Genomic DNA, 22,830 nt, shown 5'->3' on the forward strand with positions numbered 1-22,830 from the left:
GCATGTGACAGAACGATGAAATTTTGAGCAGAATTAAGTTATTCAAAATCAATGAGTTACACGAATTTATCTCGATATCCGCGGGAAACCCAGGGTTTGAGCCTTGAGGGGCGGCTCTCTGTGGAGTATTACACCCGGATTGCCAAGGGGGTTTAGGCGTGTTTGATGCCTCGACTCCTTCGGAGAAGCCACAAGCGGGAGCGCGCGACGCGGGCATTCGGGTATGGCCCGTCGGGTCTTTGCTGAGGGCTATTTCAGACAGCCTTGAAGCCCGATTTAACCCCGTCGCGGTGCAGGGTGAGATCAGCGGGTTTTCACGGGCAGCCAGCGGCCACTGCTATTTTTCCCTCAAAGATGAACAGGGGCAGGTTCGCTGCGCCATGTTTCGTCGCGCTGCCACGATGCTGGACTTTTCCCCGCGCGACGGCCAATTGGTGGAGTTGCGGGGACGGCTGGGTATTTATGAGCCGCGCGGTGAGTTGCAGCTGGTGGTGGAATCCATGCGCCAGGCGGGCCAGGGCAATCTTTTTGAGCAGTTCCTGCTGCTCAAGGCCAGGCTTGAAGCTGAGGGCCTTTTCGACCCAGGCCGTAAAAGGCCTTTGCCTTTGCTGCCCCGCGCCATTGGTGTGGTGACTTCGCTGGGTGCCGCCGCCTTGCATGATGTCATGAGTGCTTTGCAGCGCCGTGTACCGCACATTCCCGTGGTTATTTATCCTGCCAGCGTGCAGGGTAGCCAGGCCGCCGGCGAATTGCGCGCTGCTTTGCTCAAAGCCTATCAGCGGCGATCCCAGGACCGCGTGGATGTCTTGCTGCTGGTTCGTGGTGGCGGCGCCATGGAAGACCTGTGGGCTTTTAATGATGAGCAGCTCGCCCGAACCCTGGTGGAGTCGCCCATGTCAGTGATTAGCGGGGTAGGGCATGAAACCGATTTCACAATCGCCGATTTTTGCGCTGACGTGCGTGCGCCCACGCCGACCGCTGCGGCAGAACTCTGCGCGCAGCCTCAGGCTGTCTGGCTGGGTGCGCTGGATCTGACTCTGTCGCGGTTACAAAACGGCGTAGACCGGCAGCTGGAGTCGCACAACCAGCGCCTGGACTGGGCGGCTTCGCGGATCAGCCGGCCGTCGCATCTGGTTACCAGGCAGCATGCCCGCCTGGCCGGGCTCGGCCAGAGCCTGAGCCATGCGGCGCGTTCGGCACTGCAGCACGAACGGCAAAAGCTACAGGCCTGGGGCAGCGACTTCCCGCGCGAGGTGGAAGGCAGCCTGCAGCGCGGCAGGCAACGCATTGAGCGCGCACAGTTACGGCTTGAATTGCTGGACCCCAAACTGGTTCTGAAGCGCGGCTATGCCTGGCTTGCCGACCTCCAGGGGCAACCCATTACAAGCCGCGAAAAGACCCATGTGGGACAACCCGTACGCGCTACCCTTGCCGACGGCGAGGTCGATTTGACGGTTTCTGCGCGCAGACTGATTTAGTTTTTACAATGACATCGTTAAAAGCAGTTTATTCATCACCACGAGGAAAAAATCATGGAACACAAACTCCCCCCGCTACCGTACCCGATCGACGCCCTGGCGCCGCATTACAGCCAGGAAGCCTTTGAATACCACCATGGCAAGCACCACAATGCTTACGTGGTGAACCTCAACAACCTGCAAAAGGGCACTGAGTTTGAAGCCATGACGCTCGAAGAGATCGTCAAGAAATCCAGTGGTGGTGTGTACAACAATGCTGCCCAGATCTGGAACCACACCTTCTTCTGGAACTGCATGAAGCCTGCCGGCGGCGGCGAGCCTGGCGGCGCGCTGGCTGCAGCCATCAATGCCAAGTTTGGCTCTTACGCTGCGTTCAAAGAAGCTTTCGTCAAGTCGGCCGTTGGCAATTTCGGCTCCGGCTGGACGTGGCTTGTCAAAAAAGCCGACGGCACGGTTGATATTGTCAACACCGGCCCGGCAGGTACCCCGCTCACCACTGCCGACAAGGCCCTGCTGACGGTGGATGTCTGGGAGCATGCCTACTACATCGACTACCGCAACCTGCGTCCGAAATTTGTCGAGACCTTCCTCTCCAATCTGGTGAACTGGAGTTTTGCCGAGGCCAACTTCGCCTGAGGCGAGAAGCCTTCGCTCACAAAAAAGCCGACATGAGTCGGCTTTTTTGTTTTAAAAGCGAGAAATCAGCGCTTCGCTTCGAAGATCGGGCCGCCCAGTTTGCTGCCGGCCTTGATGCGTTTTCGCGCAAACCAGCCCTTGTTCATTTCCAGGACAAAGCGCACGGGTTGGGCAGAGCAGTGTGGGTCTGTGGTTTGAGGTTTCATGTCGGCGAGGTTCACGATGGTGCCGTCATCCGCCACAAAGGCGGCGGTCAGCGGCAGCAAGGTGTTTTTCATCCAGAAGCACTGCTGGGCTGGCTGCTCGAAGATAAAAATCATGCCTTCCTGTTGCGGCATTTCCTTGCGGAACATCAGGCCGATTTGCCGCTGTTCCGGTGTGAGGGCCACCTGTGCATCAATCAGGTGCATGCCGGCCGACAGCTTGACGCGCTGTAAATTCATCTGGGGGCCGTCCTGCGCCGAAGCACCCAAGGGCACAAACAAGGCGGCAACAGCCAGCATCTGGGTGAGACCCTTGAACGCCCCACGAAAAAAGACAGTACCGGATTCGAAAAACATAGAGTCACCACGCATGAAGTTGATCGGCCAGCATAAACGACGCGCATAAAAAATGCCCGCACGCGGCGGGCATTTTGACCGAAGTCACCAGGAATTACTTCTTGGCTTCAGCTTTTGCTTTTTTGGCGGCAGCAGCTTCTGCTTTTTTGGCTGCAGCGGCTTCAGCTTTTGCTTTCTTGTCAGCAGCAGCTTTTTCTTTCTTTGCGGCCTTGGCAGCAGCTTTTTCTTCTTTGGTCATTTTGGCTGGCTTGGCTTCTGCTTTGGCAGCAGGAGCGGCTGGCGTTGCGGCAACAGCTGGCTTGGCTGGAGTAGCCGCAGGAGCGGAAGCTTGTGCGAAAGCACCAGCAGCGAAGAGGCCAGCGATCAAAGCAGCGAGGATTTTGTTCATTTGGAATTTCCTTTGATAACGTTATTGGAAAAAATACCCCGAACTTCTCGGAGGCCCTACCGTAACGAGGCCGGTTCCAAAGCCGTTGACACGATGCCCCCAAATTCTTTTGCTGTGCGGTTTTACGGCTAGAATTTAGGGGTTTTTACCTAACTGTTGCGTGGCGTGCCCTTGGACGCCTTGCGCTTACCGGAGACTTTTGTTCATGTATCAGCACATCAAGGTGCCTTCCCAAGGCCAAAAAATCACTGTCAATGCCGACAACTCGTTGAACGTACCCGACGAACCCATCATTCCGTTCATTGAAGGCGACGGCACCGGCGCAGACATCACGCCGGTTATGCTGAAAGTGGTTGATGCTGCTGTTGCCAAAGCCTACGGCGGCAAGAAAAAAATCCATTGGATGGAAGTGTTTGCCGGTGAGAAGTCCACCAAGGTCTATGGCCCGGACGTCTGGTTGCCAGAAGAAACCCTGCACGCTGTTCGTGACTACGTCGTGTCGATCAAGGGCCCGCTGACGACCCCTGTGGGCGGCGGCATCCGCAGCCTGAACGTGGCGCTGCGCCAGGAGCTGGACCTTTACGTCTGCCTGCGCCCCATCCAGTATTTCAAGGGCGTTCCTTCGCCCGTCAAAGAGCCTGAAAAGACCCACATGGTCATCTTCCGCGAAAACTCGGAGGACATCTACGCCGGCATCGAGTTCGAATCCGGCAGCGACAAGGCCAAAAAACTCATCAAGTTCCTGCAGGACGAGATGGGCGTCAAGAAGATCCGTTTCCCGAACACCTCCGGCATCGGTATCAAGCCGGTTTCCAGCGAAGGCACCGAGCGCCTGGTGCGCAAGGCCATCCAGTACGCCATCGACAACGACAAGCCCAGCGTAACCATTGTGCACAAGGGCAACATCATGAAGTTCACCGAAGGCGGCTTCCGTGACTGGGCTTATGCCCTGGCCAAGAAGGAATTCGGCGCTGTGGAAATCGACGGCGGCCCATGGATGAAGTTCAAGAACCCCAAGACCGGCAAGGAAATCACCGTCAAGGACAGCATCGCCGACGCGTTCCTGCAGCAGATCCTGCTGCGCCCCGCTGAATACAGCGTGATCGCCACTTTGAACCTGAACGGCGACTACGTGTCCGACGCGCTGGCTGCTCAGGTTGGCGGCATCGGCATCGCCCCGGGCGCCAACCTGAGCGACACCGTCGCCATGTTTGAAGCCACCCACGGCACTGCGCCCAAGTACGCCGGCAAGGACTACGTGAACCCCGGTTCCGAAATCCTCTCGGCCGAAATGATGCTGCGCCACATGGGCTGGACCAAGGCTGCCGACCTGATCATCAGCTCGATGGAAAAATCCATCGACTCCAAGAAGGTCACTTATGACTTCGCCCGCCTCATGGAAGGCGCTACCCAGGTCAGCTGCTCCGGCTTTGGCCAGGTCATGATCGACCACATGTAAAGCTGGCGCAGCCGGTTTTTCCGAGAACCGCCCGGGAGCAATCCCGCGGCGGTTTTTTTCTTGGCCGCGGAAAAGGAAAAAAATCACGCTTGAATGTCGCGTTCCCGCCACCAATTTCCCTATCAGGCGCACTGGACTACATCGGTGGCTAGAATGAATTCCATGGCAACCAAGTCTCCCAAATCCCCCAACTCTCCGGTGCAGCCCCCAGTCCCGGCTATCAAGCCCGATAACGGCAATGGGGGAGAGTCGGTCGTGTTGGAGCGCCGGCCGCAAAAGACCAAGCCCCCGCAGATGTATCAGGTGGTCCTGCTCAACGACGATTACACCCCCATGGAGTTCGTGGTGGTGGTGATCCAGGAGTTTTTCAACAAGGACCATGACACCGCCACGCAGATCATGCTGAAGATCCATCTGGACGGCAAAGGTGTCTGCGGCGTGTTTTCCAGGGACGTAGCGGCGACCAAGGTGGACCAGGTTACCGAAGCTGCCCGGAAAAACGGCCATCCGCTGCAGTGCGTCAGTGAGCCCATTGAATAATCGTAAATCCGGCCAATATTCCCTTCATAAGTCAGTAGAGTTAACCCAAGCAAGCCGAAAGGAAGATCAATGATTGCCCAGGAACTAGAAGTCAGCTTGCACATGGCGTTTGTCGAGGCGCGTCAGCAGCGCCACGAGTTCATCACCGTTGAGCATCTCTTGCTTGCCTTGCTGGACAACCCCAGTGCAGCCGAGGTATTGCGCGCCTGCTCAGCCAATGTGGACGACTTGCGCAAGTCGTTGGCCAATTTCATCAAGGACAACACCCCGCAGGTCGCCGGTACTGACGATGTCGACACGCAGCCCACGCTGGGCTTCCAGCGCGTGATCCAGCGCGCCATCATGCACGTGCAGTCCACCGGCAACGGCAAGAAGGAAGTCACCGGCGCCAATGTGCTGGTTGCCATTTTTGGTGAAAAGGATTCACACGCCGTGTATTACCTCCACCAGCAGGGCGTGACGCGCCTTGACGTGGTGAATTTCATCGCGCACGGCATCAAGAAGAGCGACCCGCCCGAACCAGCCAAAGCCGGCGAAAGCGCCGCCGAAAACGAAGAGGGTGGCGAGAAGAATGAAAAAGCCTCACCGCTTGAACAATTCACCGTTAACCTGAACCAGCTCGCCAAGGACGGCAAGATCGACCCGCTGATCGGCCGTCAGTATGAAGTCGAGCGCGTTATCCAGATTCTCTGCCGCCGCCGCAAGAACAACCCGCTGCTGGTCGGTGAGGCCGGTGTGGGTAAAACCGCGATTGCCGAGGGCCTGGCCTGGCGCATCACGCAAAAAGACGTACCCGAGATCCTGGCCGAAGCCAATGTGTACTCGCTCGATATGGGCGCATTGCTGGCCGGCACCAAGTACCGCGGTGATTTTGAGCAACGCCTGAAGGGCGTGCTCAAGGCACTGAAGGACAAGCCCAACGGCATCCTGTTCATCGACGAAATCCACACCCTGATCGGTGCCGGTGCGGCCTCGGGCGGCACGCTGGATGCGTCCAACCTGCTCAAGCCGGCGCTGTCCAGCGGCCAGCTCAAGTGCATCGGCGCGACCACCTTCACCGAATACCGCGGTATCTTCGAAAAAGATGCGGCCCTGTCGCGCCGGTTCCAGAAGGTCGATGTGGTCGAGCCGACCGTGCAGGAAACGGTCGACATCCTCAAGGGTCTGAAGTCGCGCTTTGAAGAGCACCACAGCGTCAAGTACGCCGTGGCTGCCCTGCAGGCTGCCGCCGAGCTCAGCGCCAAGTACATCAACGACCGCCACCTGCCCGACAAGGCCATTGACGTGATCGATGAAGCCGGCGCCGCCCAGCGCATCCTGCCCGCGTCCAAACGCAAGAAGATCATCACCAAGGCCGAAGTCGAAGAGATCGTGGCCAAGATCGCCCGCATCCCGCCCGCCAATGTCTCCAACGACGACCGCGGCAAGCTGCAGACGCTCGAACGCGATTTGAAGAGCGTGGTCTTCGGCCAGGACAAGGCCCTCGAAGTGCTGGCCTCCGCCGTCAAGATGGCGCGCTCCGGCCTGGGCAAGGACGACAAGCCGATCGGCTCCTTCCTGTTCTCCGGCCCCACCGGCGTCGGCAAGACGGAGGCAGCCAAACAGCTGGCCTACATCATGGGCATTGAGCTCATCCGCTTCGACATGTCGGAGTACATGGAGCGCCATGCCGTGAGCCGCCTGATTGGCGCGCCTCCGGGTTATGTCGGTTTTGACCAGGGTGGCCTGCTGACCGAAGCCATCACCAAGAAGCCGCACGCCGTGCTGCTGCTTGACGAGATCGAAAAGGCGCACCCGGACATCTTCAACGTGTTGTTGCAGGTCATGGACCACGGCACGCTGACGGACAACAACGGGCGCAAGGCCGATTTCCGCAATGTCATCATCGTCATGACCACCAACGCCGGTGCCGAGACGATGAACAAGGCGACCATTGGCTTTACCAACCCGCGCGAGTCCGGCGACGAGATGGCCGACATCAAGCGCCTGTTCACGCCCGAGTTCCGCAACCGCCTCGATGCAACAGTGAGCTTCAAGGCGCTGGACGAAACCGTCATCCTGCGCGTGGTCGACAAGTTCCTGCTGCAGCTCGAAACGCAACTTGCCGAGAAGAAGGTGGAAGTCACCTTTACCGACACGCTGCGCAAGTACCTCGGCAAGAAGGGCTTTGATCCGCTGATGGGTGCGCGCCCGATGCAGCGCCTGATCCAGGACACGATCCGTCGTGCGCTGGCCGACGAGCTGCTGTTTGGCCGGCTGACCGACGGTGGTCGCCTGACCGTTGACATGAAGGTCACGACGGACGAGAAGGGCGTTGAGACCGGAGAAGTCCAGCTCGACATCCAGCCGCTGCCGAAGAAGGAAGGCAAAGCCAAGCCGGAAGCCGAAGCGGCAGAGACCAACTGACCCATTCGCTGATCGAACCGATCCAGCGGCGCGGATAGTTTCCGCGCACCCAAAAAAGGCCGCTAGCATCACGCTATCGGCTTTTTTCATTTCGCCCGCGCCCAAACCCCACAGACACCCCGCCTTGACCCTTCCCGAACTCAGCTCAGAATGGAAAACCGGCCTCTCCCTGGCCTGGAGTGCCTACATTGCCGTGCTGTCGGTCTGGATCGTGATGCAAAAGCGTGCGCCGGTCTCCACCATGAGCTGGATCCTCTCGCTGGCCTTGCTGCCGTTTGCCGGCTTCGTGATTTACTACTTTCTCGGTCCCCAGCGCCTCAAAAAGCAGCGCCTGAAGCGGCTGCGCAGCCGCGCCGGTGCGCGCGGCGATGCCGATCTGGCCCAGTTGCAGGGCGTGGCAGAAAGAGCACCTCCGGCCCTGCGGCAGATGACCGCCATGGGCACCGCCGCCTGCGGCCTGCCGGTATCCAGCGCCACCGCCGTTCAGCTGCTTTCAGGCGGCGCCCAGGCGTTCGACAGCATTTTCGACGCGATCCGCAGCGCCCGCGATCATGTGCACCTTGAGTACTATATTTTTGAGCCCGACCGGATCGGCACCGCCCTGCGCGACCTGCTGGCTGAAAGGGCGAAGCAGGGCGTCAAAGTGCGCCTGCTGGTCGATGCGCTCGGCTCCAAGCGGCTTGGGAGCCGGTTTCTGGCGCCACTGGAGGCTGCCGGCGTCGAGGTTGCGTTCTTTCACGACACCCGCATAGGCCGCCGCCTGCGCCCGGTGACCAACTACCGCACCCACCGCAAGATCGTCGTCTGTGACGGCCGCGTCGGCTTCACGGGCGGCGTCAACATCACCGACGAAGAAGACCGGCGCACCCGCGCCGATGCCTACCATGATGTGCACCTGCGCATTGAAGGCAGCGCGGTGCGATGGCTGCAGACCACCTTCCTGGAAGACTGGACCTACGCCACCGGCGAATCGATAGCCGACACGGACGGGACCCTTCCGCACCTGCTGCCCCTCCTGGTGCCCGACGAAGAAGCCGGTGACATTCCGGTGCAGGTGGTGACCAGCGGGCCCGACAACATGCTGGAGCCGATTCACCGCATGCACCTGGCCGCCATCAATGCCTCCACCCAGCGCGCCTGGCTGACCACGCCTTACTTTGTACCTGGAGAGCCCGCGCTGATGGCGCTGACCAGCGCCGCGCTGCGCGGCGTCGATGTGCGCCTGCTGGTGCCGCGCCGCAGCGACAGCTTTATCGTCAGCGCCGCCGCGCGCTCCTACTTCGACGAACTGATCGCCGCCGGCGTCAAGGTCTGGGAGTACAAGGCCCGCATGCTGCACTCCAAAACACTGGTCGTCGACGACAGCTGTGCCATGGTCGGCACCGCCAATTTCGACAACCGCAGCTTTCGCCTCAACTTCGAAGTGATGGCCGTGGTCTACGGCCCCGCGCTGGCAGGGCCGCTCGCTGCGCAGTTTGAAACCGACCTGCTCAGCGCCGCGCCCGTGCGCGCACATCGCCCCCAGAAATTTTTGATGCGCCTGCTCGATGCCACGGCGCGGCTGTTTTCACCCTTGCTCTAATTATCTACTTCGAGTTCTTCATGCCCCACACCTTCCTCTGGCACGACTACGAAACTTTCGGCATCAACCCGCGCCGTGACCGGCCCGCGCAGTTCGCCGGCATTCGCACCGACGCAGAGCTCAATGAAATCGGCGAGCCGCTGATGATTTATTGCAAGCCCGCCAACGACTACCTGCCCAATCCAGAGTCCTGCCTGCTTACCGGAATCACGCCCCAGTTGTGCCTGGAGCGCGGCGTGGCCGAGCACGAATTCGCTGCCCGAATCGAAGCCGTGCTGGCCGAGCCCGGCACGATCGGCGTGGGCTACAACACCATCCGCTTCGACGACGAAGTCACGCGCTATATGTTCTGGCGCAACCTCATTGACCCGTATGCGCGCGAATGGCAAAACGACTGCGGCCGCTGGGATTTACTCGATGTCGTGCGCATGGCCTATGCGCTGCGGCCCGAGGGCATCATCTGGCCCCTCAAGCCCGATGAGCGCAGGCCGGACGACGCCAGCGCCGTTCGCCCCAGCTTCAAGCTCGAAGACCTGGCGCGCGCCAACGGCCTGCTGCACGAGTCGGCGCACGACGCCCTGTCTGACGTGCGCGCCACCATCGCGCTGGCCCGCCTGATCCGCAAGGCGCAACCCAAGCTCTTTGACTTTTGCCTGGGCCTGCACAAAAAAGACCGCGTGGCTGCAGAGCTGGGCTTGCCCACCAGCCCGCAAACCGCCCAGCCGTTTTTGCACGTCTCGGGCATGTTCCCGCCAGAGCGCGGCTGCCTGGCCGTCATGTGGCCGCTGGCAACGCATCCGACAAACAAGAACGAATTGCTGGCCTGGGACTTGTCGCAAGACCCGAGTGAGTTGCCTTTGCTCGACGTTGCCACGCTGCGGCAACGCCTCTTCAGCAAATCGGCCGAGCTGCCCGAAGGCGTGCTGCGCCTGCCCATCAAATCGATTCACTTGAACAAATCACCCATGGTCGTGCGCAAGCTCGCCACGCTGTCGCCGGAGATGGCGGCCAAATGGAATGTAGACATTCCCGCTGCGCTGGCCAACGCCGAAAAAGCGGCCGGCCTGCCCGACATGAGCGCCGTCTGGCCCGAAGTCTTCCAGCGGCCCAAAGAGCCCACGCCGGATGTCGATGAAGACCTGTACGGCGGTTTTATCAACAACACCGACCGCCGCCGCCTGAACCAGCTGCGCGCCTTGTCTCCCGCCGAGCTGGCCCATGCCCGCATCGGCTTTGACGACGAGCGCCTCGGGGAATTGGTGTTTCGCTACCGGGCGCGCAACTTTGCCGAAACCCTGTCGCCCGAAGACGCCGAACGCTGGGAGGCGCATCGCGCCGCGCGCCTGCTGGAGGGTGAGGGCGGGGCGCGGAATGTGGATGCGTTGTTTGCCGAGATTGATGTGTTGGCGGAGACGGCGGATGAGAAGGGGCAGGCGGTGCTTGAGGCGCTTTATGAGTATGCGGAGATGATTGCGCCTGAGATGTCGTAGGTGGCTTTTGCAGGTCAGGCTTGTCCCGGCCTAGGCGCTTTTTGCTGAAGGTAGCTGGCCGGGGGGTTGCCCGGCGGCAAGTAACTTTCTTTTGCTTCGCCAAAAGAAAGTCACCAAAAGTCACGTAGTGGGAATTCGCTCACTTCGCGAAGCGAAGTTACGCGAATACCAAAAGGCGACCCTGCTGTCTGCGTCCCTACGCTGCGCTGCGGGCAACCTGCGGTGCTCGGTCCAGGCGGGTCTCGCTCGAACTCGCCTTCGGCTCAGACAATCGCGATCCCTGATCCGCCTGAACCTGCGCTCCTCGGCACATACAGAAGGGGTGGGGTCGAGGAATACCGGACAGCCGAAGACAGAAGCCCGAATACCGGGCGCTGGCCTCCGCTTAAAACGGGGCGTCGCCTTCGATGGTGGTGCGGTAAAGCTTGCGGCGCAGGTGGTCGGGGGTGCCTGCCGCCAGGTGGGTGACTGAGCGGTTGTCCCAGAACACCATGTCGTGCGGCTGCCATTCGTGGCGGTAGATGAGTTCGGGGCGTGAGGTGTGTTCGAACAGTTCGCTGAGCAGGGCGGTGCTTTCGTCCTCTGGTATGCCCAGGATGCGGGTGGTGAAATGCTCGCTGACAAAAAGCGCCTTGCGTCCGTTTTCAGGATGAGTGCGCACCACCGGGTGAACCACTGGCTTGACCTCTTCAACCTGCTCTTGTGTGAGCTTGGGCCGCCAGGGGTTGCGGCTGCGCAGTTCTTCGTATTTGGCGAGGTAGGTGTGTTCGGCGCGCAGGCCCTGGACGGCTGTCTTCAGCGCGTCGGGCAGGGTGTCCCAGGCGGTGTGCTGGTTGGCGAAGAGGGTGTCGCCGCCTTCGGAGGGTAGCTCCTGCGCGTGCAGCAATGAGCCCAGGCTGGGTTTGTCTTTGTAGGACAGGTCAGAGTGCCAGAAATGGCCGGCGTCGCCCAGGCCGATGGGCTCGCCGTTTTCCTTGATGTTCGAAACGATCAGGATTTCAGGGTGGTTTTGCAGCTGGAAGTTTTTCAGCACATGGATTTGCAAGGGGCCGAAGCGGCGGCTGAAATCAACGTGTTGCTGCGGTGTGATGCGCTGGTCACGAAAGACCAGCACGTGGTGATCCAGGTGGGCGCGGTGGATGCGGCTGAAGTCAGCCGTGCTGAGCGGCGTCGACAAATCCATGCCCAGCACCTCGGCGCCCAGCGGGGCGTCAAAAGGCCGGATCTCGATGGAAGAAGGGGTGTGGGGGGCGTGCTGCATGGTTGCTGCTGCGCTTGCACGGTCGTTCGAAGCCAAAGTCGCTGTCATCTTCACCTTTCTCAGCTGCGTCCGGCTGCGCCGGTCACCTAATAAATGTAGAGGCGTCGCTGTTCAAAGCGAACTACCTGATTGTCGTTTGTTAATTACTTTAAAGTCTGCCCGGCCTCGCCACCCCGCTGGCGGAAACAAAAAAAAGCCCGCAGTTGCGGGCTTTTTTCTGTGCAGTGTTCCGGCATCAGTGCCGGGAAGCAGTAACTCAGGCAGCCAGTGCGGCTTTTTCCTGGTTGGCAGGCTTTTGTGTGTGGGTCACGATTTCAATCTGCGCGGCTTCCAGTGCTGCGGCTTTCGCGGCTTCGCCCATGGCAAGGCCTTCGGCGCGCACAAAACGCACGTCGGTTATGCCGAAGAAGCCGAACACCACCTTCAGGTAGCTCTCCTGGTGTTCCAGGGCTGTCATCGCGTCGCTGGTCGAATAGACGCCGCCGCGGGCGGACGCCACGATCACTGTCTTGCCGCCGGCCAGGCCCACGGGGCCCTTGTCGGTGTACTTGAAGGTGCGGCCGACTTGCGCAACGCGGTCGATCCAGGCCTTGAGCTGGGTGGGAATCGCGAAGTTGTAGAGCGGTGCACCGACAACGATCACGTCGGCAGCCAGGAACTGCGTCACCAGCGCTTCAGACACGGCGTTTTCGCGCTTTTGCACGTCGCTCAGGGCAGCGCCGGCAGGCATGCGGAAACCGAGTGATTCGGCGGAAAGGTGGGAAGGTGTGTCGGCTGCCAGGTCGAGGTAGCTGACTTCGGTGCCGGGGTTGGCGGCGCGCCATGAGGCCACGATCTGGGCCGTGAGCTGGCGGGAAACCGAATTGCCGCCGAGGATGCTGGAGTCGATGTGAAGAAGCTTGGTCATGGTGAATTCCTTGAGTGAAGTGATTGATCGGGTGGGATAAACCGGTTTTCAGGCCGTGTTCACCTTGAACCGCAGCCATGGGATAGATTGTGCGGGTGAGTCGAGTGTTTGATAAGTTGGCAATAATGCGACTTATCGTTCTACTGATGAGACAATAAACACCGCAAAATCACAAAATGCCTCTATCCGGCGCCTTCGCACGTGGCGCAAGGCGAGTAAAGGCGGTGAAAGGCGACGAAAGGACTTTTCCCATGCAAGACCTCAATGACATGCTGTACTTCGCCGAAGTGGTGGAGCGGGGCGGCTTTGCCGCGGCTGGTCGGGCGCTGGGGCTGCCCAAGTCGCGGCTGTCGCGCCGCGTGGCCGAGCTGGAGGCGCGGCTGGGCGCGCGCCTCTTGCAGCGCACCACCCGCAAGCTTTCACTGACCGAGGTCGGAGAGATTTACCTGCGCCACTGCAGCGCCATGCGCGACGAGGCGCTGGCTGCATCGGAAGCCGTGGCGCAAATGCAGGTCGAGCCGCGCGGCACGCTGCGCATCACCTGCCCGGTGACGCTGGCACAAAGCACGGTGGGCTATCTGGTGCCGCGCTACATGGCGCTTCACCCCCACGTGAAAGTCGACATGCGCGTGACCAACCGGGTGATTGACCTGGTGGAAGAGGGCATCGACATTGCCCTGCGCGTGCGGCCCACGCTGGAAGACAGCGGCAGCCTGATCGTGAAAAACCTGGGCGCCGGCTCCGGGCGCCTGCTGGCCAGCCCGGACTTGCTGAGGCGCCAGGGCACGCCAGAAAAGCCGGAAGACCTGCACAAGCTCGACACCGTCGCCATGTCCTGGGTGGACGGCCGGGCGTCTTGGACGCTGATGGGCCCCGACGGAAAAGAGTTTGTGCTGCAGCACCAGCCGCGCTATGTGGCCGACGACCTGCAAACCCTGAAGCTGGCCGTGCTGGCCGGCACCGGCATGAGTTTTTTGCCCGAATCCCTGAGCGCGGTAGAGCAGCAGGCCCAATTGCTGGTGCCCGTGCTGCCGGGCTGGGCGCTTCGCCCCGGTGTGGCGCATGCGGTGTTCACTTCACGGCGTGGGCAGATTCCGGCGGTCCGGAGTTTTCTGGACTTCCTGGGGGAGCGGATGCGGGGTGAAGAACTGGTTTGATGGCCTGGCCTGGCGTGTACCGACCATGCGTGCGAATCGAATTGCTATCGATTTAATAGCTGCTCGCGCAGGTTCTGATTGGGTTGGAGGCGGTTTTGATGCTAAAAATTCGTCAAAACAGAGAAAAAACAGGTTGTTGGGAGCCTGCGCGACAGTTTGAGGCCGCAAACAGGTCCGTGAGAGCCCATTTTTCATGAGAAATATGGTTGCGGGCCAATAGGAACCTTCGCAAGCAGCTACAAAAATAATAGCGCCTGGACACGCCGGGTATCGCCACCGACGGCAACCGGGCGGAAGCCGTCGGGCGATATCAGCGAACAAGGTTATTTACTGCCAGTAGGCGGCAATCGCCGGCGCCCGAGTGCGCCTGAACGAATGGCGGTGCTTCTCCCAATATCACTGAGGGAGTGACGGGTATGTCGCAAAGCGGTCTTTATAAAGGTTGTGAAGCAGGCTATGCTGCTTGCAAGGCCAAATGCATTTCCTGTTCTACAAAAATGACTATGCGACTACTTGGAATACTTGCCCTAATCCTTGCCAATGCTGCCTTGTATTCGCTGCTTGAGGTAAGAGTCGGTTCAACTCTTTACTACGCATTAATTGCGTTTTTGTCTATATTTTTTGTCTTCTGTTATGTTTCGATCATCAAATTAGACGAGCGAGTTAGGAAGCTAGAAAATAAAATTTTCTAAGCAGCAACCGGATCGACCAGATTCAGGACGCACTAGGAACCCGCACCAGCACCCACGACGCAGCAGACAACATCGCCAGCGACGGGCTGAGCACATTCAGCTACAGCGACCGGGGACGCTTGGCAGCGGCCGGCACGGCAGGCTGTGGATTTTCGTGTGTGTTTGATCCGTTTTTTCATCGAGCATTGAGCCACTGATGATGTCCTATTGCGCAGAACTGGCAATCCACATTTCAGGGTTTTGATGGGATCAAGCGACTGCGAAAAAGGTGGGTCGCATTGACGCGAAACTTGACAGTCGTGGGTTGCCTCTCGCCTCCCACGGCGAAGTACGCTTAAACCAAACTCAACACCGTTTTGACCAGCGCCTGCGCACGCGGCACCAGCGTATCGAGGCAGCAGTATTCGCCGTCGGTGTGCGCCTTGGCGCCCACCGGGCCGACACCGCACAGCGTGGGAATGCCCAGCGATGCGGTGAAGCCCGCGTCGGAGCAACCACCCGTGGCTTCACCGTTGACGTCGAAACCGACTTCGGCCGCACTCGTTTTGTAGCGCTGCATCAGGTCGCTGCTGGCTTCGGGCTCCAGGGGCAGCGACTCCGACATCTGCGTGATGCGGATGGTGGTGCCCGGCACACCGGGCGCGGCGGCCAGGGCGTGGATGCTGGCGAACACCGCCTGGCGCTCGGGCAGGGTGCGAAAGCGTACGTCGAGCCTGGCCTGCGCCGCCGGTGCGACGGTGTTGGTCGACATGCCGCCGCTGATCAGGCCGACATTGGTGGTGATGCCGCAGCTGTAATCCGTCAAGGCATGCAACGCAGTGACCAGTTGCGCCAGGGCGCCAATCGCGCTGGCGCCGTCGGCGTGGTTCATGCCCGAGTGGGCGGCGCGGCCGGTGACTTCGATCAAAAAGGTGGCGCCGCCCTTGCGCTCGGTGACCAGGTTGCCGCTGACGCGGCCGGGCTCGGAGTTGAAGACTGCCCGCGCGCCGCGCGCATGGGTTTCGATGGCGATGCGGCCGTTTTGCGAGCCGACTTCTTCGTCGGCCGTGAAAAGACCCAGCACCGGAAAGGGCAGCGGCGGCAGTTTTTGCAGCGCCATCATCACAAAGCATTGCAGCACCAGGCCGGACTTCATGTCGGAGACACCGGGGCCGTAGCCGCGCTCGCCGTCCACGCGCCAGGGGCGTTGGGCTACGGTGCCGGTGGGGAATACGGTGTCGCGGTGGCCCATCAACACCACCGGCGCTGCCGCAGCTTGCGCGCCCGGCAGTCGGGCCAGCAGCACGTCTCCCTCGGCAACATCACCGCGGTGTTCGGCGCTGATGCCCGCGGTTTGCAGCCAGCCTGCCATGGCCTGGGCCACGCGGTCGGTGCCCGGCTTGTCGTGGCTGCTGGAGTCGATGTCGACCAGCGTGGCCAGGGCCGCCTGCATGGCGGGGCGCTGGCCGGCCAGCCATTCGGTGGCGGCGCAGCCTGGCACTTGTACGTCGTTCGTCACGGCACTCATCGCGGCGCTCATGCGCATTCCTCCATCACGCCGGCGCCTTCTTCAGCCAGGTCCCAGAACATGCCGGCCATGATCTGCAGCGATTCGCGGGTGGTGTCCACCAGGATGTGTTCGTTCGGCGCGTGCTGGGAGCAGGCGGGGTACGAATGCGGCACCCACAGCGTGGGCAGGCCCAGCGTTTCAGAAAACACATCGTTCGGCAGCGAGCCGCCGAGGTTGGGCAGCAGGGCCGGGCGGCGGCCGGTGCTGCGTTCGATGGACGCCATGCCCCAGCGCACCCAGGCGTTGTCGGGGTCGAGGCGGGTGGCGGCCATGTTCATGTCGGTGCCGCGCACTTCCACATCGTCAAAGCCGTGGGCCAGCAGGTGCTTGCGGATGTGCGCCAGAAAATTCGCCGGGTCGCTGCCCACCACATAGCGCATGTGGCAATGCGCGCGCGCCTCGGCCGGAATGGCATGCACCGGCATGGCCGGGTTGCCGGTGGTGAAGGCCAACACCTCCAGGCTGTTCCAGCCGATCACGCGCTCGGCCGGCGAGAGGCCCGGCTCGCCCCAGTCGGGATCGATCTCCGGGTCGTTCGGGCCGCCGCCGACCTCGATGTCCTGCAGCGCGGTGCGCACGCTGGCCGGAATGGCGGTGGGCAGCAGGCCGGGCACCAGGATGCGGCCGCGGGCGTCCACCAGGCTGGCAATCGCATGGGCCAGGCGGATGCCGGGGTTGCGCAAAAGGCCACCCCAGTTGCCCGAATGGTGGCCGCCGTCGCGCAGCTTGAGGTGCAGATCGAAGTTGAAGACGCCGCGCGAGCCGAGAAACAGCGTGGCGCGCGAAGCCGACACACGCGGGCCGTCGGAGGCCAGGAACAGGTCGGCCGCCAGCGCATCGCGGTGCAGGGCACACACTTCGTTCAGGCCGGGCGAGCCGTCCTCTTCACCCATTTCCAGGATGATTTTCACGTTGTAGCCCAGGCGCCCGCTGCGTACGGCCAGCACCTGCTCGAGCGCGGTCAGGTTGATGGTGTGCTGCCCCTTGTTGTCGGCGGTGCCGCGGCCGTACCAGCGGTTGCCGTCGACCACGATCTTCCAGGGGCTCAGGCCTTCACGCCACTGGGCGTCGTAGCCGCGCACCACGTCGCCATGGCCGTAGGTCAGCACGGTGAAAGCGGCGCCGGGCTCGATGCGTTCGGCCAGCAGGAAAGGGCTTTTGCCCGGCACCGGGTTGTCGACGATGCGGCAGGCAAAACCCAGCTCCGTGAGCTTGGGCGTGATTTCGTCCTGCAGATAGGCGTGCAGGATGGGGCCGCTGGCAGCGTCCTGGCTTTCGGTCTTGTAGGCAACACGGCGGTCCAGCGTTTGCTGGAAACGCCCGTCGTCGAAACAGGCGAGGGTCTGGGCCACGGCTTGGGTACGGCTCATGAGGGGTCCTTGAAATTGAAGGGAGATTGCGCGGTTGAAATGAATGGGTAAAACGTCAGGCGATGGCTTCGGCGGCAATGTCGGGCACGCCCAGCCCGGGCTCGGGCGTGAGGGCGGAGGCCAGCAGCATGCGGGTGTAAGGGTGCTCGGGCCGGGCAAAAACCTGCTCGCGCGTGCTCAGCTCGACGATGGCGCCGCGGTGCATCACGGCCACGCGGTCCACCAGGTGTTCGACCACGCCCAGGTCGTGGCTGATAAAGAAATAGGTCAGCCCGAACTCGGCCTTCAGGTCCATCAGCAGGTTCAGGATCTGCGCCTGCACCGACACGTCGAGCGCCGATGTCGGTTCGTCGCAGATCAGGATGTCGGGGCGCAGCACCAGCGCCCGCGCAATCGCCACGCGCTGGCGCTGCCCGCCCGAAAGCTGGTTGGGGTACTGGCTGTGTGTGCGCTCGGGCATGCCGACCAGGTCGAGCATCTCGCGCACCTTGCGCTGCTGTTCCTGCGCGGTGCCCACTTTGTGCAGGGCCAGCGGTACACGAACGATCTCTGCCACCGTGCGGCGCGGGTTCAGTGATGAATACGGATCCTGAAAAATGGGCTGGATGTGGCGCGCCAGGGCGCGGCGCTGGCTGCTGTCGACTTCCTTGCCGTTGACCAGCACATTGCCGGAGGTGGGCGGCAGCAAGCCCAGCAGCATCTTGGCCAGGGTGCTTTTGCCGCAACCGGACTCCCCGACCAGGCCCAGGGTTTCGCCCTTGCGGATGCGAAGCGAGACGTTATTCACCGCCCTGATTTCACCGGGCGCTGTGAACAGCCCGCGCTTGAGTTTGAAGACGCGGCTGAGCGCGCACAGCTCCAGCGCAATGTCTTCGCTGCCGCCGGAGGGCGTTGCCAAAGGGGTGGTGGGGTTCATGCGGCCTCCGCCAGCAAGGGTGAAGCCGCGACGCAGCGCACGGCATGCTCCGCGTCCAGCGCCACATAGGGCGGGGTGGCGGCGCAGCCTGCCTGTACCTGGCTGCAGCGGTTGGCAAAGGCACAGCCCTCTACCTTGCCCACCAGGCTGGGCACCACGCCGGGGATGGCCTGCAGGCGGCTGCCGGGCAGGGTCTTGCCGCGTACCGGAATGCAGTTGAGCAGCCCGCGGGTGTAGGGATGGGCGGGGTGGGCGAACAGTTCGGCCACCGGCGCGGTTTCCACCACCTCGCCCGCATACATCACGGCCACGCGGTCAGCGATGCGCGCCACCACGCCCAGGTCATGGGTGATGAAGACAACGGCGGTGCCGAATTCTTTTTGCAGCTCGCGGATCAGGCGCAGGATCTGCGCCTGGATGGTGACGTCCAGCGCGGTGGTGGGCTCGTCGGCAATGATCAGGTCCGGCTCGCACATCAGGGCCATGGCAATCACCACGCGCTGGCGCAGGCCGCCCGAGAGCTGGTGCGGGTACTGCCGCAAACGGTCCGCGGCCTGCGGCACGCCCGCGCGTTCGAGCAGGTACAGCGCACGCTCACGCGCCTGGGCCATGCTGACCTTGCGGTGCGCGCGCAGCGCCTCACACAGCTGGTCGCCCAGCGTGTACGACGGGTTCAGCGCCGTCATCGGCTCCTGGAAAATCATCGCCATGCGCGAGCCGCGCAGCAGGGACATTTCCCGCTCGGGCAGGCCCTGCAGGTCCACACCGCCGAAGCGGATGTGGTCGGCGGTGCGCACCGCCTTGCGCGGCAGCAGGCCCATCAGCGCAAGCGACGTCATCGACTTGCCGCAGCCGGACTCGCCGACCAGGCACAGCATTTCCCCGCGCCGCACCTGGAAGTCGATGCCGCGCACGGCATGCAGCATGCCGCCCGGTGTCGGCAGGTCCACACGCAGGTTCTTCACGTCCAGCAAAATGTCCATGGGGGTTCCCTTTCAGTTGCGGCCGTCGGGCGCGGTCAGGTCACGCAGGCCGTCGCCCACCAGGTTGATGGCCAGCACCAGCAGGGCCAGCACCACGCCGGGCACCAGGATCACCCAGGGCTGGAAGAACATGTAGGCCTTGCCTTCGGCCACCATCAGCCCCCACGACGGCGTGGGCGGCTGCACGCCCAGGCCCAGGAAGGAGAGGGTGGACTCCAGCAAAATCGCGTGCGCCATCTCCAGCGTGGCCACCACGGTCAGCGGGCCCATCAGGTTGGGCAGCAGCTCGCGCACCAGGATGTAGGGCGTGGACGCGCCGAGCGCCTTGGCGGCGGCGATGAATTCGGCATCGCGCAGCTGCTGCGTGGCCGAGCGCGTCACGATGGCAAAGCGGTCCCACAGCAACAGGCCCAGCAGGATGATGACCACCTGCAATGAGCCGCCGATGAGGGAAGCCGTTGCCAGCGCCACCAGCACCACCGGCATGGCCAGCCGGGTGGTGATGATGTAGCTGACCACGGCGTCGACACGGCCGCCGAAATAGCCGGCCAGCACGCCCATGGTGGTGCCGATCAGCCCGGACACCAGCGCCGCGACCAGCCCGATGCCCAGCGATACGCGGGCGCCGTACAAAAGGCGGCTCAGGTAATCGCGGCCGAGCTTGTCGGTGCCGAAGACGTGCTCCCAGCTGCCCTTGTCGTGCCAGAACGGCGGGATCAGGCGCTGGGTCACGTCTTGCGCATACGGGTCATGCGGGCTGAGCCAGGGCGCGAACAGGGCTGCCACCACGGCCAGGCCCAGCAGGATGCTGCCCAGCGTCATGCCGCGGTGGCCCAGCACACGCCGCAGGCTGCGGCGCCACGCGGGAATGGGCGGCAGCGGCAGCGCCGGCGCGGCGGAAACGGTCAGGGAAGGTGCGTTCATGGTGATGTCCTAGCGTGTGCGCATGCGGGGGTCGAGCGCGGCGTTGAAGACATCGGCCAGGAATGTCAGCCCGATGTAGAACACGGCGATGATCAGCACCACGGCCTGCACCACGGGGTAGTCGTTGCGCGAAATGGAGTCCCAGGCGAGCTGGCCCAGGCCCTGCATCGAATAGACCGATTCAATGACGACCGAGCCGCCCAGCATGAAACCCAGCTCCACGGCCGCAAGGGCGACAACCGGAATGATGGCGTTGCGCAAGGCGTGCTTGAACACCACGCGCGCCGGGCTCAGGCCCTTGGCGCGCGCGGTGCGGATGTAGTCCGCGCCCAGCACGTCGAGCATGCCCGCGCGGGTCAGGCGCATCAGCGAGGGCATGGCGTAGTAGCCCAGCGCAATGGCCGGCAACACAAAGTGCTGCCAGGTGGTGTTGCCCGCCACGGGCAGCCAGTGCAGCCCGACGGCGAAGAGCAGGATCAGCGTCAGCGCAAACCAGAAGTTGGGCATGGCCTGGCCGACCACCGCCACCATCAGCGCCAGCCGGTCTATCCAGGTGTCGCGGTAGACGGCGGCCAGCACGCCCAGCGGAATCGCCACCGACACCGCCAGCAGCAGGGACACGGCGCCCAGCTTGAGCGTGATGGGCAGGCGCTCGCCGATGAGTTCCATCACGGTGTTCTGGAAGAAGAACGAACGCCCGAAGTCCAGGTGCAGCGCGCCCCACAGCCAGTCAAAAAACTGGGTGGTGATGGGGCGGTTCAGGCCGTACTGGACGCGCACTTCCTCGACGGCCGCGGCGTTGGCCTCGGCGCCGGCGATGGAGGCCGCCAGGTCGCCGGAAAGGTGCAGCAGCATGAAACTGACGACGGCCACCGTGAGCATGACGCTCAGGGCCACCAGAAAGCGGCGGAATATGTATTGCAGCATGGGAATGCCCCGGTTGTTGCGTTAGCGGACTGCGCGGGTCAGCCCAGCCATGCGGCGCACGGCCGGGCCATCGTGGCTACTTCCAGCTGGCCTGGACGAAGCGCGGCAGCTCGTCCGCATGCGCCGTGAATTTGAGGTCCGGCGTGAAGGCGTAGTTGGTGGAGTAGGAGAACATGGGCGCCATGTAGGCCTGCTCGCTGATGCGCTGCAGGGCCTGCGCATATTTTTTCTTGCGCTCGGTCTTGTCCACCGTGCTGTCGGCGGTTTTCAGCAGTGCAATCACCTGCGGGTCTTTGGCCGTGTCGTCCGGGCCGCCTTCAAAGTAGTTGCCGACAAACGCGGACGCATCGTTGATGGAGAACGATCCCCAGGACTGGAAGGTCAGGGGTGCGCGGCCCGAATAGATTTCGGTGCGCAGCACCGGGTACTGCACAAAATGCAGGCGCGCGCGTATGCCCACCTTGCGCAGGTCGCCCACCATGGCTTCGGCATATTCACGCTCGCGGTAAGCCCACAGGTCGGTGTCGAAGCCGTTGGGGTAACCCGCGGCCGCCAGCAGTGCCTTGGCCTTGGCCGGGTCGTAGGTGTACTTCACCTCTTTTTCGGTTTCGCAGCCGAACTGGGTGCGAAAGCACGGCGAATACACCGGCTGGCTGCCGCCGCGCACCAGGCTGTCGGCCAGGCCCTTGCGGTTGATGGCGTGGTTGACGGCCTGGCGTACGCGAATGTCCTTGAAGGGCAGGGCTTCCGGCGTGGTGCCGTTGCTGTTGATCGACATGAAACCCACGCGCATGGTTTCACCGCTCAGCACGGTGGTGTTGGGCCTGGACTTGAGCGACTCGGCCTGGTCCGACGGCACGCGCCAGATCCAGTCCACCGCGCCCGTCATCAGCTGGGCCACGCGCGCTTCCGGGTCGCGGATCACGACAAACCTCACCGTGCCGATATTCGGCTGGCCCGCCGGGCTGTCCTTGAAGTAGGCCGTGTTCTTCACCATGGTCACGCCCTGGCCTGGCACCACGGCGGTGATCTTGTAGGCGCCGGTGCCAATGGGCGCCTTGCTGTAGCCCTCCAGGCCCACCTTCTTCATGTAAGCGGCGGGGTAGATCGGCGTGGGCCCGGCCAGGTAGTCCATCGCGGCCGGAAACGGCGCCTTCAAATTGATGCGGACCTGGTAGTCGCCGAGCTTTTCGACGTTTTTGATCCAGCCCGTGTTCTGGCGCGTGGCGATCTTGGCCTCCGGCGCCGTGACCACATTGAAGGTGTAGGCCACATCGTCGGCGCTGAACTTGTCACCGTTGTGGAAGGTGACACCCTGGCGCAGGGTGACCAGCAACGCGGTGGCGGATTCCCATTTCCAGGCGGTGGCCAGCTGGGGTTTGAACTCACCGGTTTTGGGGTCACGGTAGACCAGCGTGTCCCAGGCCAGGTTGGCCAGGATCACGCCTTCACGCATGTTGTTGTGGTACGGGCTGACGTTCTCAACCTCGCTGTCCGAGGCGTAAACCAGGGTGTCGTTGGCTTTGCCTGCGTGGGCTGCAGTCAGGCCCGCACCGAAGGCCGCAAGCACAAAACTTTGACGCACCATCGTGGTGAAAAATTGCT

At 62.4% G+C, this 22,830-nt stretch carries 19 protein-coding genes; 8 read left to right on the forward strand and 11 right to left on the reverse strand.

What is annotated here, in order from left to right; translation table 11 throughout:
* Window positions 1–158: 158 nt before the first annotated feature.
* Window positions 159–1,478 (forward strand): exodeoxyribonuclease VII large subunit, encoded by a 1,320-nt coding sequence (gene xseA / locus AC1DYR_RS09135; RefSeq protein ID WP_477704838.1) that lies wholly within the window; start codon window positions 159–161, stop codon window positions 1,476–1,478.
* 54 nt (window positions 1,479–1,532) lie between these two features.
* Window positions 1,533–2,114: a Fe-Mn family superoxide dismutase gene (locus AC1DYR_RS09140; RefSeq protein ID WP_477704839.1), complete on the forward strand. Its 582-nt coding sequence runs from the start codon at window positions 1,533–1,535 to the stop codon at window positions 2,112–2,114.
* 65 nt (window positions 2,115–2,179) lie between these two features.
* On the opposite strand, the gene AC1DYR_RS09145 is transcribed toward AC1DYR_RS09140, so the two are convergent.
* Window positions 2,180–2,674, reverse strand: a complete 495-nt coding sequence (locus AC1DYR_RS09145) for a DUF192 domain-containing protein (protein ID WP_477704840.1) — start codon at window positions 2,672–2,674, stop codon at window positions 2,180–2,182.
* A gap of 94 nt (window positions 2,675–2,768) precedes the next feature.
* Window positions 2,769–3,062, reverse strand: coding sequence for a hypothetical protein (locus AC1DYR_RS09150; RefSeq protein WP_477704841.1), 294 nt, complete (start codon window positions 3,060–3,062; stop codon window positions 2,769–2,771).
* 199 nt (window positions 3,063–3,261) lie between these two features.
* Between AC1DYR_RS09150 and icd the strand changes: the two genes are divergently transcribed.
* From icd to sbcB, 5 genes are all read left to right on the forward strand, one after another.
* Window positions 3,262–4,521: an NADP-dependent isocitrate dehydrogenase gene (icd, locus tag AC1DYR_RS09155; RefSeq protein ID WP_457280764.1), complete on the forward strand. Its 1,260-nt coding sequence runs from the start codon at window positions 3,262–3,264 to the stop codon at window positions 4,519–4,521.
* Window positions 4,522–4,683: 162 nt separating this feature from the next.
* Entirely contained in the window at window positions 4,684–5,061 is a 378-nt protein-coding gene (gene clpS / locus AC1DYR_RS09160) for an ATP-dependent Clp protease adapter ClpS (protein ID WP_457280765.1), read from the forward strand.
* Window positions 5,062–5,130: 69 nt separating this feature from the next.
* On the forward strand, window positions 5,131–7,467 hold the full coding sequence (gene clpA, locus AC1DYR_RS09165) for an ATP-dependent Clp protease ATP-binding subunit ClpA (protein ID WP_457280766.1): 2,337 nt from the start codon (window positions 5,131–5,133) through the stop codon (window positions 7,465–7,467).
* A 124-nt stretch (window positions 7,468–7,591) separates the two neighbouring features.
* Window positions 7,592–9,049 (forward strand): cardiolipin synthase, encoded by a 1,458-nt coding sequence (gene cls / locus AC1DYR_RS09170; RefSeq protein WP_477704842.1) that lies wholly within the window; start codon window positions 7,592–7,594, stop codon window positions 9,047–9,049.
* A gap of 20 nt (window positions 9,050–9,069) precedes the next feature.
* Window positions 9,070–10,539, forward strand: a complete 1,470-nt coding sequence (sbcB, locus tag AC1DYR_RS09175; protein WP_477704843.1) for an exodeoxyribonuclease I — start codon at window positions 9,070–9,072, stop codon at window positions 10,537–10,539.
* A gap of 385 nt (window positions 10,540–10,924) precedes the next feature.
* On the opposite strand, the gene AC1DYR_RS09180 is transcribed toward sbcB, so the two are convergent.
* Window positions 10,925–11,800 (reverse strand): TauD/TfdA dioxygenase family protein, encoded by an 876-nt coding sequence (locus tag AC1DYR_RS09180; RefSeq protein ID WP_477704844.1) that lies wholly within the window; start codon window positions 11,798–11,800, stop codon window positions 10,925–10,927.
* 256 nt (window positions 11,801–12,056) lie between these two features.
* Window positions 12,057–12,707, reverse strand: a complete 651-nt coding sequence (locus AC1DYR_RS09185; protein WP_477704845.1) for an FMN-dependent NADH-azoreductase — start codon at window positions 12,705–12,707, stop codon at window positions 12,057–12,059.
* Between the two features lie 251 nt (window positions 12,708–12,958).
* Here AC1DYR_RS09185 and AC1DYR_RS09190 point away from each other — a divergent pair, with 251 nt between their 5' ends.
* On the forward strand, window positions 12,959–13,864 hold the full coding sequence (locus tag AC1DYR_RS09190; protein WP_477693640.1) for a LysR substrate-binding domain-containing protein: 906 nt from the start codon (window positions 12,959–12,961) through the stop codon (window positions 13,862–13,864).
* Between the two features lie 1,026 nt (window positions 13,865–14,890).
* On the opposite strand, the gene AC1DYR_RS09195 is transcribed toward AC1DYR_RS09190, so the two are convergent.
* The 7 genes from AC1DYR_RS09195 to AC1DYR_RS09225 form a co-directional block, all read right to left on the reverse strand.
* The gene (locus AC1DYR_RS09195; RefSeq protein ID WP_477704846.1) at window positions 14,891–16,075 is read right to left on the reverse strand and encodes a M20 family metallopeptidase; all 1,185 of its coding nucleotides are present in this window, start codon (window positions 16,073–16,075) and stop codon (window positions 14,891–14,893) included.
* Window positions 16,072–17,475, reverse strand: coding sequence for a M20 family metallopeptidase (locus AC1DYR_RS09200; RefSeq protein WP_477704847.1), 1,404 nt, complete (start codon window positions 17,473–17,475; stop codon window positions 16,072–16,074). Before AC1DYR_RS09200 ends, AC1DYR_RS09195 begins: the two co-directional genes overlap by 4 nt.
* 55 nt (window positions 17,476–17,530) lie before the next feature.
* The gene (locus AC1DYR_RS09205) at window positions 17,531–18,391 is read right to left on the reverse strand and encodes an ATP-binding cassette domain-containing protein (protein ID WP_477704848.1); all 861 of its coding nucleotides are present in this window, start codon (window positions 18,389–18,391) and stop codon (window positions 17,531–17,533) included.
* A complete protein-coding gene (locus AC1DYR_RS09210) occupies window positions 18,388–19,374 on the reverse strand; it encodes an ABC transporter ATP-binding protein (RefSeq protein ID WP_477704849.1) in 987 nt (328 codons plus the stop codon). Before AC1DYR_RS09210 ends, AC1DYR_RS09205 begins: the two co-directional genes overlap by 4 nt.
* A gap of 12 nt (window positions 19,375–19,386) precedes the next feature.
* Window positions 19,387–20,298, reverse strand: coding sequence for an ABC transporter permease (locus AC1DYR_RS09215; protein WP_477704850.1), 912 nt, complete (start codon window positions 20,296–20,298; stop codon window positions 19,387–19,389).
* Between the two features lie 9 nt (window positions 20,299–20,307).
* Window positions 20,308–21,225 (reverse strand): ABC transporter permease, encoded by a 918-nt coding sequence (locus tag AC1DYR_RS09220; RefSeq protein ID WP_457282713.1) that lies wholly within the window; start codon window positions 21,223–21,225, stop codon window positions 20,308–20,310.
* Window positions 21,226–21,301: 76 nt separating this feature from the next.
* Entirely contained in the window at window positions 21,302–22,813 is a 1,512-nt protein-coding gene (locus AC1DYR_RS09225; protein WP_477705216.1) for an ABC transporter substrate-binding protein, read from the reverse strand.
* Between the last annotated feature and the right edge of the window lie 17 nt (window positions 22,814–22,830).

Source organism: Polaromonas sp. P1_F9, from assembly GCF_056405615.1.

Excerpts from the sequence above, each read along its gene's own strand:
- AC1DYR_RS09140 (WP_477704839.1), top strand. The coding sequence starts at position 1,533 with ATGGAACACAAACTCCCCCCGCTACCGTACCCGATCGACGCCCTGGCG.
- AC1DYR_RS09200 (WP_477704847.1), bottom strand. The coding sequence starts at position 17,475 with ATGAGCCGTACCCAAGCCGTGGCCCAGACCCTCGCCTGTTTCGACGAC.
- AC1DYR_RS09205 (WP_477704848.1), bottom strand. The coding sequence starts at position 18,391 with ATGAACCCCACCACCCCTTTGGCAACGCCCTCCGGCGGCAGCGAAGAC.
- AC1DYR_RS09195 (WP_477704846.1), bottom strand. The coding sequence starts at position 16,075 with ATGAGCGCCGCGATGAGTGCCGTGACGAACGACGTACAAGTGCCAGGC.
- AC1DYR_RS09185 (WP_477704845.1), bottom strand. The coding sequence starts at position 12,707 with ATGACCAAGCTTCTTCACATCGACTCCAGCATCCTCGGCGGCAATTCG.
- AC1DYR_RS09190 (WP_477693640.1), top strand. The coding sequence starts at position 12,959 with ATGCAAGACCTCAATGACATGCTGTACTTCGCCGAAGTGGTGGAGCGG.
- AC1DYR_RS09180 (WP_477704844.1), bottom strand. The coding sequence starts at position 11,800 with ATGCAGCACGCCCCCCACACCCCTTCTTCCATCGAGATCCGGCCTTTT.
- clpS (WP_457280765.1), top strand. The coding sequence starts at position 4,684 with ATGGCAACCAAGTCTCCCAAATCCCCCAACTCTCCGGTGCAGCCCCCA.
- AC1DYR_RS09145 (WP_477704840.1), bottom strand. The coding sequence starts at position 2,674 with ATGTTTTTCGAATCCGGTACTGTCTTTTTTCGTGGGGCGTTCAAGGGT.
- AC1DYR_RS09220 (WP_457282713.1), bottom strand. The coding sequence starts at position 21,225 with ATGCTGCAATACATATTCCGCCGCTTTCTGGTGGCCCTGAGCGTCATG.
- AC1DYR_RS09150 (WP_477704841.1), bottom strand. The coding sequence starts at position 3,062 with ATGAACAAAATCCTCGCTGCTTTGATCGCTGGCCTCTTCGCTGCTGGT.
- AC1DYR_RS09215 (WP_477704850.1), bottom strand. The coding sequence starts at position 20,298 with ATGAACGCACCTTCCCTGACCGTTTCCGCCGCGCCGGCGCTGCCGCTG.
- clpA (WP_457280766.1), top strand. The coding sequence starts at position 5,131 with ATGATTGCCCAGGAACTAGAAGTCAGCTTGCACATGGCGTTTGTCGAG.
- sbcB (WP_477704843.1), top strand. The coding sequence starts at position 9,070 with ATGCCCCACACCTTCCTCTGGCACGACTACGAAACTTTCGGCATCAAC.
- AC1DYR_RS09225 (WP_477705216.1), bottom strand. The coding sequence starts at position 22,813 with ATGGTGCGTCAAAGTTTTGTGCTTGCGGCCTTCGGTGCGGGCCTGACT.
- AC1DYR_RS09210 (WP_477704849.1), bottom strand. The coding sequence starts at position 19,374 with ATGGACATTTTGCTGGACGTGAAGAACCTGCGTGTGGACCTGCCGACA.